Origin of the sequence: Falsiroseomonas sp. E2-1-a20, assembly GCF_051433195.1 — a bacterium.
Taxonomy (GTDB): Bacteria; Pseudomonadota; Alphaproteobacteria; order Acetobacterales; family Acetobacteraceae; genus Falsiroseomonas.
Map to the genome: position 1 here is coordinate 30,638 of NZ_JBHMFT010000010.1, position 13,696 is coordinate 44,333.

The 13,696-nt window shown below is 71.4% G+C and carries 12 protein-coding genes; 10 read left to right on the plus strand and 2 right to left on the minus strand.

Annotation, left to right across the window (positions count from 1 at the left end; all coding sequences use genetic code 11):
- Window positions 1-31: 31 nt before the first annotated feature.
- Both mltG and ACFHPP_RS13805 read left to right on the plus strand, forming a co-directional pair.
- Window positions 32-1,015, plus strand: coding sequence for an endolytic transglycosylase MltG (gene mltG, locus ACFHPP_RS13800; protein ID WP_437163824.1), 984 nt, complete (start codon window positions 32-34; stop codon window positions 1,013-1,015).
- Window positions 1,012-1,896 carry a DMT family transporter gene (locus ACFHPP_RS13805; protein ID WP_437163825.1) on the plus strand — a complete coding sequence of 295 codons (885 nt, stop codon included), beginning with the start codon at window positions 1,012-1,014 and terminating at the stop codon, window positions 1,894-1,896. The genes mltG and ACFHPP_RS13805 overlap by 4 nt, the downstream gene beginning before the upstream one ends.
- A 134-nt stretch (window positions 1,897-2,030) precedes the next feature.
- On the opposite strand, the gene ACFHPP_RS13810 is transcribed toward ACFHPP_RS13805, so the two are convergent.
- Window positions 2,031-2,825, minus strand: coding sequence for an SDR family NAD(P)-dependent oxidoreductase (locus ACFHPP_RS13810; RefSeq protein WP_437163826.1), 795 nt, complete (start codon window positions 2,823-2,825; stop codon window positions 2,031-2,033).
- Between the two features lie 38 nt (window positions 2,826-2,863).
- On the opposite strand from ACFHPP_RS13810, the gene ACFHPP_RS13815 reads away from it, so the two are divergent.
- The 6 genes from ACFHPP_RS13815 to ACFHPP_RS13840 all read left to right on the plus strand — a co-directional run bounded on the left by ACFHPP_RS13815 (window position 2,864) and on the right by ACFHPP_RS13840 (window position 11,315).
- Window positions 2,864-3,769, plus strand: coding sequence for a YicC/YloC family endoribonuclease (locus tag ACFHPP_RS13815; RefSeq protein ID WP_437163827.1), 906 nt, complete (start codon window positions 2,864-2,866; stop codon window positions 3,767-3,769).
- The gene (gene gmk, locus ACFHPP_RS13820) at window positions 3,759-4,400 is read left to right on the plus strand and encodes a guanylate kinase (RefSeq protein ID WP_437163828.1); all 642 of its coding nucleotides are present in this window, start codon (window positions 3,759-3,761) and stop codon (window positions 4,398-4,400) included. The genes ACFHPP_RS13815 and gmk overlap by 11 nt, the downstream gene beginning before the upstream one ends.
- A 6-nt stretch (window positions 4,401-4,406) precedes the next feature.
- Window positions 4,407-5,339: an AEC family transporter gene (locus ACFHPP_RS13825; RefSeq protein ID WP_437163829.1), complete on the plus strand. Its 933-nt coding sequence runs from the start codon at window positions 4,407-4,409 to the stop codon at window positions 5,337-5,339.
- Window positions 5,336-6,724: an amidohydrolase family protein gene (locus tag ACFHPP_RS13830; protein WP_437163830.1), complete on the plus strand. Its 1,389-nt coding sequence runs from the start codon at window positions 5,336-5,338 to the stop codon at window positions 6,722-6,724. Before ACFHPP_RS13825 ends, ACFHPP_RS13830 begins: the two co-directional genes overlap by 4 nt.
- Window positions 6,725-6,771: 47 nt before the next feature.
- A complete protein-coding gene (locus ACFHPP_RS13835; RefSeq protein WP_437163831.1) occupies window positions 6,772-7,761 on the plus strand; it encodes a Bug family tripartite tricarboxylate transporter substrate binding protein in 990 nt (329 codons plus the stop codon).
- A gap of 476 nt (window positions 7,762-8,237) precedes the next feature.
- Window positions 8,238-11,315: a nucleoside hydrolase-like domain-containing protein gene (locus ACFHPP_RS13840; RefSeq protein WP_437163832.1), complete on the plus strand. Its 3,078-nt coding sequence runs from the start codon at window positions 8,238-8,240 to the stop codon at window positions 11,313-11,315.
- A 50-nt stretch (window positions 11,316-11,365) separates the two neighbouring features.
- Here ACFHPP_RS13840 and ACFHPP_RS13845 read toward each other — a convergent pair whose 3' ends face one another.
- Entirely contained in the window at window positions 11,366-12,361 is a 996-nt protein-coding gene (locus ACFHPP_RS13845) for a Bug family tripartite tricarboxylate transporter substrate binding protein (protein ID WP_437163833.1), read from the minus strand.
- 146 nt (window positions 12,362-12,507) lie between these two features.
- On the opposite strand from ACFHPP_RS13845, the gene ACFHPP_RS13850 reads away from it, so the two are divergent.
- A complete protein-coding gene (locus ACFHPP_RS13850) occupies window positions 12,508-13,257 on the plus strand; it encodes a maleate cis-trans isomerase family protein (RefSeq protein ID WP_437163834.1) in 750 nt (249 codons plus the stop codon).
- Window positions 13,258-13,695, plus strand: coding sequence for a CoA-binding protein (locus ACFHPP_RS13855; RefSeq protein ID WP_437163835.1), 438 nt, complete (start codon window positions 13,258-13,260; stop codon window positions 13,693-13,695). It abuts the gene before it with no gap.
- Window position 13,696: the final 1 nt, after the last annotated feature.

Below are 13,696 nucleotides of genomic sequence, written 5' to 3' on the forward strand. Positions count from 1 at the left end.
CGGTGGCGCCGGGCGACGGCCAGGGTAGCCCATGCGCCGCCTGATCGCCCTTCTGCTGTTCGTCCTGCTGCTCGGCGCCGGGGCCGCTGGCGCCTTGTGGTACGCGCTTCGCGAATGGCAGGCGCCGGGGCCGTTGGCCGAACCCGCACAGGTGGTGGTGCCGCGCGGCGGCACGGCGGCGATCGCCGATGCGCTGGCGGAACGCGGCATCATCGACCAGCCCATGGCCTTCCTCGCCGCCACCTGGCTGACCCGTGGCGAGGGCCCGATCCGCGCCGCCGAATTCCAGTTTCCCGCCCGCGCCAGCCTGCGCCAGGTGCTGGAAGTGCTGCGCGAGGGCCGCCCGGTGCAGCGCCGCCTGACCATCCCGGAGGGCCTCACCGCCCGGCAGATCGCCACGCTTCTGGAACAGGCCGAGGGCCTGGTCGGCGAGATTCCGCCGGTGGCGGAGGGCGAGATCCTGCCCGAGACCTATGCCTACCAATGGGGCGACAGCCGCGCCGCCGTGGTGCGCCGCGCCAAGCAGGCGATGGATCGCGCCCTGGCCGAAATCTGGGCCGAACGCGCGCAGAACCTGCCGATGGAGACGGCGCGGGAGGCGCTGATCCTGGCCTCCATCGTCGAGCGCGAGACCGGGCGCGGCGACGAACGCGCGCAGGTCGCCGGCGTCTTCGTCAACCGTCTGCGGCGCGGCATGATGCTGCAATCGGACCCGACCACCGCCTATGCCGCGGCCGATGGCGGCGTGCTGGACCGGCCGCTGACCCGGGCCGACCTGGAACGCGACCACCCCTTCAACACCTACCGCATCCGCGGCCTGCCACCCGCGCCCATCGCCAGCCCGGGGCGCGACAGCCTGCGCGCCGTGGCGCGGCCGGCGGCGCATGACTATTTGTATTTCGTGGCGGACGGCACCGGTGGGCACGACTTCTCCCGCACGCTGGAGGAGCACAACCGCGCCGTCGCCCGCTGGCGGCAGATCGAAAGGTCCCGCGCTCCGGCGCCGACCCGATGAACCCAGGCCCCCTGCTGACCGGGCCGGCGCTGTGGTGGCGGCTGCTGGTGATCGGCGGCTTGTGGGGCTGTTCCTTCCCGCTGCTGCGGCTGGTGGCGGCGGAGATGTCGCCCTTCGCGCTGGCGACGGTCCGGGGTGGCTTCGCGGCGCTGGCGGTTGTCGCCTTCCTGGCGGCGTCCGGCCAGTTGCGCGGCGGGTATCGGCGCTACCTGATCCCGGCGCTGGTGCTGGGCACCTGCAATGGCTGGATCCCGAACCTGCTGACCGCCTTCGCGCTCGGCCATATCGAGGCGGCGCCGGCGGCGCTGATCCATGCCAGCACGCCCCTGCTGGTGGCACTGATCGCGGTGCCGGTATTGCGGGACGAACTGCCGGGCTGGCGCGGCGTCGCCGGGCTGGCACTCGGCTTCTGCGGCATCGCGGTGATCATCGGGCCGGATGCGCTGGAAGGCGGCGCCTCGCTGACCGGCGGCGTGCTGATCCTGGTGTCCTGCGTGTCCTACGCCACCGGCACCGTCTATGCCCGCAAGGCGCGGATCGGCGCGGCGCCGCAGATCGTGCTGGGGCAGCAGGTGGTGGCGGGGCTGGTGGCCGGGATGCTGTCGGTGCCCTTCGGCGGCGCCGAATCCTACGTGCAGCCGGGCTGGGTCTATGGGGTGCTGGCGGTGCTGGGCATCGCCACCTCCGCGCTGCCGCTGACCATGTTCCTGCGCCTGGTGGCCCGCGCGCGGGTCACCGATGCCGCCATGGTCGGCTACATCCAGCCGCCCTTCGCCGCAGGGATGGGGGCGCTGCTGCTGGGGGAATGGCCCTCCGTGCTGGTGCTGGCCGGCGGCGCGGTGGTGCTGGCGGGGGTGTGGCTGGGGACGTCGCGGCGGTAGCGGGGCGCCAAGGCCCTCTCCCCCTCATGGGGGAGAGGGTGGGGTGAGGGGGAAGCGCAGGCGCGTGAGCCGGCTCATTTCCCTGCGCGCCCCCCCTCACCCAAACCCTCTCCCCCCTCCGGGTGGAGAGGGCTTCACATGCTTTGCGGCTTGGCCGGGAACAGCGTCATCAGCCGGTTGCGCAGCCCCGGCGGCAGGGCGCCGACCAGTCGCGACATGGCATAGAGCCGGCGCGGAAAGACGATGCGGAGGTGGCCGGCGGCCAGGCCCTTCAGCGTCCGCGCGGCGGCCTGCTCCGGCGCCATCAGCAGCGGCATGGGGAAGGTGTTCACCGCCGTCATCGGGGTGCGGACATAGCCCGGGCAGATCGCATGCAGGCGGATGCAGCGCCGGCGCTCGGTGGCGTCCAGCGCCTCCGCCCAGCGCTGTACCGCCGCCTTGCTGGCGCAATAGGCCGGCGCGTTGGGCGCGGCGACGAAGGCCGCCAGCGACGCCACCACCGCCACCCGCCCGCGCAGCCCATCCGCCCCCGGCGCCTGCCCCGCCATCTTTTCGAGTGCCGGCAACGCCGTGTTCAGCACGCCGCCGAGGTTCGTTGCGAAGATGCGTGAAACCTGTGCGGCAGGCTCGCCATCGCCGCCGGTGCCGCCCGAGATGCCCGCATTGGCGATGACCAGGTCCAGCCGCCCGGCCGCCGCCACCCAGCCCGCCATCGCCGCCGCATCCGTCACGTCCAGCACCGCCGCCCGCACCGTCGCGCCGCGCGCCGCGCAGGCCGCCTCGATCTCGGCCAGCCGGCCGGGATCGCGGCCGGACAGGTGCAGGGTCACGCCCGGCGCGGCGCAGGCTTCCGCCAGCGCCCGGCCGAGGCCGGAACTGGCGCCGGTGATCAGCACGCCCTGCCAGGGATGCCAGGGATGATCTTGCATGCCTTGCCCTTCCGCACGGGCCGGAGGACAAGGCCCGCATGAGCATCCTCGCCTCGATGACCGGTTTCGCCCGCGACAGCGGCACGCTGCCGGACGGGTCTTCCTTCGTCTGGGAGCTTCGCAGCGTCAACGGGCGCGGCCTCGACCTGCGGCTGCGCCTGCCGCCGGGGCTGGATGCGCTGGAGGCCGGGCTGCGGGAGGCGGTGGGCAAGCGCGTGAAGCGCGGCAACATCTCCGCCACCCTGACCCTGAAGCGGGAGGACCGGGCGCCGCGGCTGACGCCGGACCCGGTGGCCCTCGAATCCGCCATCGCCCTGGTGCTGGCGGTGTCCGCCCGCCTGCCGGGCGCCCCGGTGCCGAGCGCCGAGGCGGTGCTGTCCCTGCCTGGCGTGCTGCGGGCCGAGGAACAGGTGCTGGACGAGGCCGCCGAGACCGCGCGCCGCGCCGCCCTCTCGGCGTCCTTCGCCGTCGCGCTCGACGGCCTGGTGGCATCCCGCGCCCGCGAGGGCGGGCAACTCGCAAAAATCCTGGACACGCTGCTGGAGGAGATCGCGACGCTGCGCGACGCCGCCGCGGTGGAGGCGAAGGATCAGCCGGCCGCCCAGCGCGCCCGCCTGCTGGAGAATCTGGCGAACCTGCTCGGCGAGGGCGATGCCCGCGCCCGGGTGCCGGAGGAACGCCTGGCGCAGGAGGTGGCGATGCTGGCGCAGCGCTCCGACGTGCGGGAGGAGCTGGACCGGCTCGGCGCGCATGTGACCGAGGCGCGGACGCTGCTGGCCTCCGGCGAGGCGATTGGCCGCAAGCTGGAATTCCTGACCCAGGAATTCGTGCGGGAGGCCAACACCCTGTGCAGCAAATCCGCCAGCGTGGCGCTGACGCGGGTGGGGCTGGAGCTGAAGGCGGCGATCGAGCGGCTGCGGGAACAGGCGGCGAATGTCGAATAATCCCCACCACGCCCCGCGTCGCGGCGTCTGCCTGGTGCTGGCCTCGGCGCCCGGCGTCGGCAAGACCAGCGTCTCCCGCGCTTTGCTCGAGATGGAGCCGGAGCTGTCGCTGTCGGTCAGCGCCACCACCCGCGCGCCGCGGCCGGGGGAGCTGGAGGGGGTGCACTACTTTTTCCGCACCCAGGACCAGTTCGACGCCATGGTGGCCCAGGATGACTTCCTGGAGTTCGCGAAATTCATCGGCCGGTCCTACGGCACGCCGCGCGCCGCGGTGGAACAGGCGCTGGCCGAGGGCCGCGACGTGCTGTTCGACATCGAGTGGCAGGGCCACCTGCAATTGCGCGAAAGGCTGCCCGGGGACGTGGTGGGCATTTGCCTGCTGCCGCCGAGCATGGCCGAGCTGGAACGCCGGCTGCGCGGCCGCGCCCAGGACAGCGAGGCGGAGATCGCCCGCCGCCTGGTCGCGGCGCGGGACGAGATCGCGCATTGGGCGGATTTCGACCATGTGCTGGTGAACCGCGACTTCGACCGCACGGTGGCGGAGGTGCGCGCCATCCTGCACGCTGCCCGCAACACCCGCGCACGGCAGCCCTGGCTGCCGGAGTTTATCGCCGGGCTGATGCGGGGGTAGCGCTTCATGGGCGGCGTGGTGGAGGTGGTGATCCCGGTCTTCGCCCTGATCGCGCTCGGCTACGGCGCGGCGAAGCGCAGGCTGGTCTCCGAGGAAGGCTTTCGCGGGCTGACCATGTTCGTCTTCGGCCTGGCGGCACCGGCGCTGCTGTTCGCCGGCGGCACCCGGCCGCATGAGGGCGGCGGCGGGGCGGCAGTGGCCATCCTCAGCGCCTCCATCCTGATGTTCGCGCTGTCCCTGCTGGGCGCGCGGCGGGTGTTCCGGCTGAACCTGGCGGAGGCGGCGCTGTTCGCGCTGGCCTGCGTCTTCGGCAATTCGGTGATGATGGGCGTGCCGATCATCTTCGCGGCCTACGGCCCGCCGGGGGTGCCGCCGATGCTCGGCATCCTGGCCTTGCAGACCATGATCCTGCTGGGCCTGGCGACCATCGTGACGGAGGTCGGGCTGCACGCGAACGCGCCCTGGCGGCGCGTGCTGAGCGCCAGCCTGGCCGGCATCCTGAAGAACCCGGTGGTGCTGTCCGTCATCGCGGCCTTCATCTGGATGCTGTTCGGGCTGCCGGTGCCGGGGGTGGTGCGGCGGACGCTGGAGCTGGTGGGCGCGGCGGCGCCGGGCGTCGCGCTGTTCTGCCTCGGCGGCGGGCTGGCCGGGATTTCGGCGGCGGCGGCGTGGAAGGAAACCACGGCGATCGTCGGCGTGAAGCTGCTGGCGCTGCCGGCGCTGACCTGGGGCCTGGCGCTGCTGGTCGGCGCGACGCCGATCGAGACCGCGGTCGCCGTCACCATGGCGGCGCTGCCGACGGGGGCCAATGCCTTCATCCTGGCGCGGCGCTATGCCACCGGCACGGATCGGTCCGGCGCCGCGGTGGTGGTCTCCACCGCCATCTCCATCCTCACTCTGTCCGCCCTGATCGGGCATTTCCGGGGGATTCTGCCGTGACTCTCGTCATTCAGCCGGGCTGGGTCTGGGACGCCGAAGCCGGCCTCCGCACCGGCCATTTCGTCATCGTGCGGGATGGGGTGGTGGCGGATGTGGTGGCCGAGGCGCCGACGCTCGACGCGGAAAGTATCGTCGCCCCCGATGCGCTGCTGCTGCCGGGCTTCATCAACCTGCACAACCACGCTTTGTCCGCGCCGCTGTTCCGCGGGCTGGCGGACGACATCGCGCCGGGCGACCTGCCGGGCCACATCGTCTATTCGCTGCTGATGCCGCTCGGCGACGTGGCGGCGCAGGTGATGACGGAGGAGGAAATCGGCGACGCCGCCGAGATGGCGCTGATGGAGGGCCTGCGCAGCGGCACCACCGCGCTGCTGGACGTGTACCGCGTGGCGCAGTGGCCGTTCATCGAACGTGCGAAGCGGCTCGGCCTGCGGTCCTGGTCCTGCCCGTACCTGTTCTCCGCGCCGGTCGGCATGACGCCGGATGGCAGGCCGACCTACAGCCCCACCGCCGATACCGGGTTCGAGGCGATCCTGCGGCTGTTCGAGCGCTTCGACGAAGGCCCGCGCGGCCTCACCCGGGTCGGCTTCGGGCCGCATGGGCCGGATAGCTGCACGCCCGAATTGCTGCGCGCCATCGACGCCAAGGCGCGGGAGCTGGAGACCATCGTCTCGATCCACGCCGCGCAGAACCTGATCGAGATCGAGAAGGTGCGCGCTGGCCATGGCCGCGGCTCCATCGACCACATCCGGGAGATGGGCCTGCTGCGGCCGGGGGTGGTGCTGGCGCATGGCATGTTCGCCACGGATGATGAGTTTTCCGCCATCGCCGCCTCCGGCGCGGCGCTCGCCTCCTGCCCCCTCGCCTTTGCCCGGTCCGGGCGCTTCGTGCCGCTGGCGCGGATGGAGGCGGCCGGCCTGCGGCTGGGGATCGGCACGGATGGCGTGACGCTCGACATGCTGCACGAGATCCGCACGGCCTCCGTCTTCGCCAAAGCCCAGTCGGGCACGCCGCATGGGCTGGCGGCGGCGCGCATCCTGCGGGCGGCGACGCGGGATGCGGCGCTGGCGCTGGGTCGGGACGACCTCGGCCTGGTGGCGAAGGGCGCACGGGCCGACCTGATCATGTTCGACCTCGGCTCCTCCCGCTACCAGCCGGTCTGGGACCCGCTGAAGTCGCTGATCACCAATGGCAGCGCGGCCGACCTCAGCCTCGCCATGGTGGAGGGCCGCGTGCTGCTGCGGGATGGCCGGGTGCTGACCGCCGATGCCGCCGCCGTCACCCGCCGCGGCCGGGCGGCCATCGAACGGGTGTGGCGGGAAGCCGCCCGGCGCGGCGCGATTCCGGATTCGATCGCGGCGCGGGCGGCGTTCCCGTTGCACTGAGGCACCATCCCTCCCTATCGTCGCGCAACGAACGGGAGACTTCACCGATGGCCATCCTCACCACCGGCCGGCGCGCCGTGCTGCTGGGCGCGCTTGCCGCGCCGTCCCTGGCGTATGGCCAGACCCGCCGGCCACTGCGGCTGGTGGTGCCCTTCCCGCCCGGCGGCGGCGTGGACAGCCTGGGCCGGCTGCTGGCGGAACGGCTGGCGCCGCTGCTGGAGGGCCAGCAGGTATTGGTGGAGAATCGCAGCGGCGGCGGGGGCCTGATCGGCGCCGATGCGGTGGCCAAGGGCCCGGCGGACGGCACCATCCTCGGCATCATCGGCGCCGCGACGCTGTGCGCGGCGCCCTTCATCCAGCCCACCATGCCCTTCGACGTGACCAAGGATTTCCGGGCGATCAGCCAGATTTCCGACAGCGCCGTGGTGCTGGCGGTCAGCGGCAAGCTGGCGCAGGAGCGCGGCTGGACGGACATGGCGGCGCTGCTGGCCTGGGCGCGGGCCAATCCGGGCGGCGTCCGCGTCGGCAATGCGGGCGTCGGCACGGTGACGCATCTGGCCCTGTCAGCCATCAACAGCGCCGCCGGGGTGGAGTTGACCCCGGTGCCCTATCGTGGCGGCGCGCAGCAGGCGGTGGACCTGCTGGCCGGCACGCTGGAGGGTTCGGTGGACCTGCCGGCGGCGCTGCTGCCGCATATCCAGTCCGGCGCCGTGCGCGCGATGGGCGTCACCTCCGGCACCCGGCTCGGCCTGATGCCGCAGGTGCCGGCGCTGGCCGAGACGCCGGGCCTCTCCGGCATCGACATCCGGTCCTGGAACGTCATCCTGGCGCCGGCGGCGACGCCGGAGGCCGAGGTGCAGCGGCTGTTCGCGGCGATCCGCCGGGTCGGACAGGACCCGTCCTTCGGCCAGGCGCTGCGTCCCTTCGGCTATGATGCCGTGGTCAGCGACAGCCCGGCCGCGATGACCGCGAAGATCGCCGCCGAGACGCCGGTCTGGCGCCGCCTGGTCGAGGTGTCCGGCGCCGCGCGCCAGTAGTACCTGCCCACATCGTCGAGCCTGCCGAGGCCGGTCCCGCCAGGGGCCGGCCTGCAACGCGTTCGGGCGAAAGATGAGATACTTGTCATGCAAGCCGGCCAAGCTTCGGCAAGCAACATCAACCCAGACGCTGATAAATCCATGTCCGAGCAATGAAGTCATTTCGCTGTCAGAAATCGTAATTCTCTCATCTCTCTTCGACATGATCAGAATACGGCATCATCAAGGCACGTTGTTATAGCTCTGCAACGTAGACCTGGTGCGGAAATGCCAGGAAAAATCGCAGAACTATTGATTAGGTACTTGCCGGACCTGGAAGCTTCAACGATGGTGCGGCCGTCACCGTCTGGTGAGCCAGTCACGTCCCACCGGGATGGACTGCACGACCACCGCTTTCTGGTTGTGTCCTTGGACGGCCCGGCATGACCCGGCCGTACGCTGCAAGGAGCTCGCCCTGTTCAGGAAAGAGCCGCTTGATGAGCAATCCGCGCGTCTTCGTGACCACCGATATTGGTGGCTTCGACAAAGATGACGACCAGTCCATGGTCCATCTGCTGATCTACGCCGACAAGCTGGACATCGTCGGCCTGGGCTCCGCCGCCCCCGGCCCCGGCCGCGCCGCCGACATCCACCAGGTCATCGACGTCTACGCCCGCGATTTCGCGAACCTCCGCACCCACTCCGCCGACTACCCGACACCGGATGCGCTGCGCGCCGTGGTGCATCAGGGCGCGACCAGCCTGGCCCCGGCCGGCGGCATCGCCAGCCCCACCGATGCCTCCAAGGCGATCATCGCCGCCGCCCGCGCCGGCAGCGCCTCCGACCCGCTGTATGTGCTGACCTGGGGTGCCGTCGGCGACGTGGCCCAGGCGCTGCACGATGCGCCGGACATCGCCAACAAGATCCGCCTGATCTCGATCGGCCGGGACCAGCAGGACCCGAATGCCGGCCAGTACCTGATGGACAACTGGAAGGGGAAGGTCTGGTGGGTCGACAACCAGGACAGCTTCCGCGGTCTCTACGTGCCGGAGGATGGCAGCAACACCCCGATCGCCGGCTGGCCGGAAGCGAACCTGTCCGGCCACGGTGCGCTGGGCGACTACTTCGTGGCGCAGAGCCGCGACCTGTACGGCGACCGTGACGGCGCCAGCAGCGCCAACGGCCTGAAGATGGGCGACGCGCCGACCACGCTCTACCTGATCGACCGCGCCAACAACAACGACCCGACCGCCGACAGCTGGGGCGGCGACTTCGTGCAGCAGGGCGCGAACTACTGGACCGACAACCCCGCCCCCTCCCTCGCCATGGGCCCCTATGCCGGCGCGCGCACGGTGGCGGAGGACCGGCAGGCCTTCCTGTCCGACTTCGTCGCGCGGATGGACCGCGCCCAGGCCCCGGCCAACGGCCCGGCACCGGCCCCCAGCCAGCCCTCGCAGCCCGAGCCCGCCCGTCCGGCCCCCTCGGAGCCCGCGCCGCCGTCCACCGGCGCGACGATCGGCCTCGGCACGACGGAGCTGGACCGGCTGTCGCTGTCCGGCTTCTCCGTGGAACAGCATGGCAAGCCCTCCGGCGGCGCCTGGCTGGCGACGCGCGGCGAAGGCACCGCCACCGGCACCTTTGCCGGCGCCGATGGCACCTACGCCGTCAGCGTCAGCTACCTGGACGAATTCGATGGGCGCTCGCCCATGTCGATCTCGGTGAACGGGCAGGTGGTGAAGTCCTGGATCGCATCGGTCGATGACGAGCAGATCAAGACCCAGTCGGTGAATGTCGCGCTGAAGTCGGGCGACAGCATTTCGATCTCCGGCACCTCCGACGGCGGCGAGTATGTTCGCCTCGACACCATCAGCGTCAGCGCCACCGTCAATGCGCCGGCGCCGGCCCCGGTGCGGGAGCCTGCACCCGAAGCGGCGCCGGTCCCGGCACCGCCTTCGGCCGGCGCGACGATCGGCCTCGGCACGACGGAGCTGGACCGGCTGTCGCTGTCCGGTTTCTCCGTGGAACAGCATGGCAAGCCCTCCGGCGGCGCCTGGCTGGCCACCCGCGGCGAAGGCACCGCCACCGGCACCTTCGCCGGCGCGGATGGCACCTACGCCGTCAGCGTCACCTACCTGGACGAATTCGACGGGCAGTCGCCCATGTCGATCTCGGTGAACGGGCAGGTGGTGAAGTCCTGGGTCGCCTCGGTCGATGACGACCAGATCAGGACCCAGTCGGTGAACGTCGCGCTGAAGGCGGGCGACAGCATCGCCGTCGGCGGCACCTCCGACTGGGGCGAGTATGTCCGCTTCGACACCATCACCGTCAGCCCCACCGGCAATGCGCCGGCGCCGGCGCCCGTCCCTGTGCCGGAGCCTGCACCCGAGGCAGCGCCGGTGCCGGCCCCGATCCCGGTCCCGGTCCCGGCCCCGGTCCCACCTGCCGCCACCGCAGCCATCGGCCTCGGCACGACGGAGCTGGACCGGCTGGCATTGTCCGGCTTCTCCGTGGAACAGCACGGCAAGCCCTCCGGCGGCGCCTGGCTGGCCACCCGCGGCGAAGGCACCGCCACCGGCGCCTTCGCCGGCGCCGACGGCACCTACGCCGTCAGCGTCAGATACCTGGACGAATCGGATGGCCGTTCGCCCATGTCGATCTCGGTGAACGGGCAGGTGGTGAAGTCCTGGGTCGCCTCGGTCGATGACGACCAGATCAGGACCCAGTCGGTGAACGTCACGCTGAAGTCGGGCGACAGCATCGCGGTCGCCGGCACCTCCGATGGTGGCGAGTATGTCCGCTTCGACACCATCAGCATCGGTGCCCCCGGCAGCGCGCCGGAGCCGGCGCCCTCTCCCACCCCGGCACCTACCCCTCCGCCGGTGGTCGAGGCGCCGCTGGGACGCGCCGACTATGACCTGTTCGCCTTCGCCGGCCAGTCCAACGCCGCCGGGCATTTCTACACCCGGCCCGGCGACCCGACCGGCGGCCCGCTCGGCAACGACGTGTTCGAGGCGGCGCTGTCCAAGGCGATGGGTGGCGGCCCGGTCACGGCCATCAACGTCGCGGTGTCCGGCAGCGGGTCCAACCAGTATGCCGACGCCAAGCTGTTCTGGTGGGACATCAACGCGGATGCGCCCTCCAAGCTGCTGGTCGATGCGGTGGCGAAGCTGAAGGCCGCCGAGACCGGCGGTCGGGAGCTGGATGGCCTGATCTGGGCCCAGGGCGAGGATGATGCGCGCCAGGCCCATGGCTCGCAGAAGGCGGCCGTGGTGAACCGGATGGTGGAGTCGACCGAAAGCGTCTTCGCCTACATCCGGGACCAGCTGGACGACCCGGACCTGCCGATCTTCATCCAGCAGCTCGGCAATTTCCCGAACGACACGCCTTCGGACCGCTACGAGGCGATCCGCGGCGGCCAGGCGCAGATCATCGCCGAGGACCCCTACACCTACATGGGCGCCACGACGACCGACCTGAACCAGCACCACCCGGACAACGTGCACTACAGCAACGCCGAATACGGCGTCATCGCCAACCGACTGGCGGCCGGCGTGTCGGACGTGCTGATCGGCTGAGGGGTCCGCCCCCAGCCAGTCCTCTCCCCCCAAAGCGGGGGGAGAGGCGCTCAATCGACCGAGGCGCCCACCGCCTCGATGACGACGCGCCACTTGGCGCTTTCCTCCGCCATGAACTTCGTGAATTCGGCGCGGCCCATCGGGCGCGGGATCGCACCGCTGGCCGAAAGCCGCTCGGCCAGCGAGGCATCGCGCACGATGCCCTGCAATTCCTCATCCAGCCGCGCCAGGATCGGCTCCGGCACCCCGGCCGGGGTGCACAGGCCGAACCAGCCGGTGGAGGTGATGTCGATGCCCTGCTGCTGCATCGTCGGCAGGTCCGGGAAGGCGGCGACGCGGCCGGTGCCGCTGACCGCGATCGGGCGCATCCGCCCGGCCTGCGCCATCTGCGTCACCGCGGAAATGGACTGGAACAGCATGTCGATGCGGCCCTCCATCAGGTCGGAGTTCATCTGGCCGCTGTTGGTGTAGGGCAGGTGCTGCAGGCGCAGCCCGGTGATGACCTGGAACTGCGACCCCGCCAGGTGCTGCGAGGACCCCGCGCCGACCGAGCCGAAGTTGATCGGCCGGTTCTGCGCCCGCGCCCAGGCGATGAATTCCTGCAGCGTCTGCGCCGGCACCGCGGGCGGGATCACCACGATATTGGGCACCAGCGCGATCAGCCCGACCGCGGCGAAATCCTTCTCCGGGTCGAAGGGCATGTTGCGGTACAGCCACTTGTTCGCGGCATTGGCGGCGATGGTGGCCAGGCCCACCGTGTAGCCATCCGGCGCCGCGCGGGCCACCTGGGTCATGCCGATGTTGGTGCCGGCGCCGGGACGGTTGTCCACCACCACCGGCTGGCCGAGCCGGCCCTGCAGCCGGTCCGCGATGAAGCGGGAGATGACATCCCCGGCGCCGCCGGCCGGGCCGGGGTTCACCCAGCGGATCGGCCGGTTCGGCCAATCGCCCGTCCCGGCGCCCGTTTGCGCATGGGCGCCGACAGGCAACGCCGCGGCCGCCAGGCCGAGCAGCGCGGTGCGACGCGGCAGGATGGGAAGGGGCATGGCCTGAGGTCTCCGGAATATGGACGAAGGAGACGTTGCGGCGGGGCTTCGCGCAAGATGCAATCGGCCGGATCGCACCGGCCCGGGTCTGGCGCCTGCCGCGCGCTGTGGCAGGCTGCCCCCCTTGTCGACGGATGGGTGGATGGATGATGGGCGATGTGTTGGGCTGGCGCTGCAAGTTCGGCGTGATGGGACCCTCCACCAACACGGTGGTGCAGCCGGATTTCGACATGATGCGGCCGGCCGGCGTCACCAACCACTACAGCCGGATCTTCACGCCGAACGCCGATGCCGTCTCCAACGAGACCTTCCGGGCGGGCGCCGAGCTCATCGGCCGCAACACGCTGGATGCGGTGCGGTCGGTGATGACCTGCAAGCCGGACCACCTGGTGATGGGCATGTCCGCGGTGACGTTCTTCGACGGTGCAAAGGGCGCCGACCGCTTCGTGCGGGAGGTCGAGGACCTGTCCGGCCTCAGGATCAGCGTCGGCAGCCACGCCTGCACGGCGGCGCTGAATGCGCATGGCGGGGTCAGGCGCCTGGCGGTGATGTCGCCCTACTGGCCGGCGATGAACACGGAAGTGGCGCGGTATTTCGGCGACATGGGCTTTTCCGTGGTGCGGGACACGGCCTTCCAATGCCCGTCCTGGACCGCGATTGCGGAAACAACGCCGGCGCGCTGCGTTCAGGGCATCAAGGAGATCGACGGCGACGATGTCGACGCCATCGTCCAGGTCGGCACCAACCTGTCCATGGTGAAGCTGGCGGCGATGGCGGAGATGTGGCTCGGCAAGCCGGTGATCGCCATCAACACGGCGACCTACTGGCACGCGCTGCGGGCGCGTGGGATCACGGACAAGGTCGCCGGCTGTGGCGCACTGCTGGAGAGGTTCTGAATGACCGACGAGGACGCCACCATCCGGGACCTGCTGCTGCGCACGCGGCGCATCGCCGTGGTCGGCGCCTCGGACCGCCCGGACCGGCCGAGCCACGGCGTCTTCGGCTTCCTGCTGGCCCGCGGCTACGACGCGGTGCCGGTGAACCCGGTGCGCGCCGGCCGCACCGTGCAGGGCCAGCCGGTGCTGGCAGGCCTCGCCCAGGCGGTGCCGCTCGACATGGTGGACGTGTTCCGCCGCAGCAGCGAGGCCGGCGCGGTGATGGACGAGGCGGTGCGGCTGGGCGCGAAATCCGTCTGGCTGCAGCTCGGCGTGGCGGACGAGGACGCGGCGGCGCGGGCGCGGGCGGCGGGGGTCACGGTGGTGATGGACCGCTGCCCGGTGATCGAATGGCGGCGCCTCGGCCTGCCGCCCAGAATAGGGCAACAGGCGCCATGAT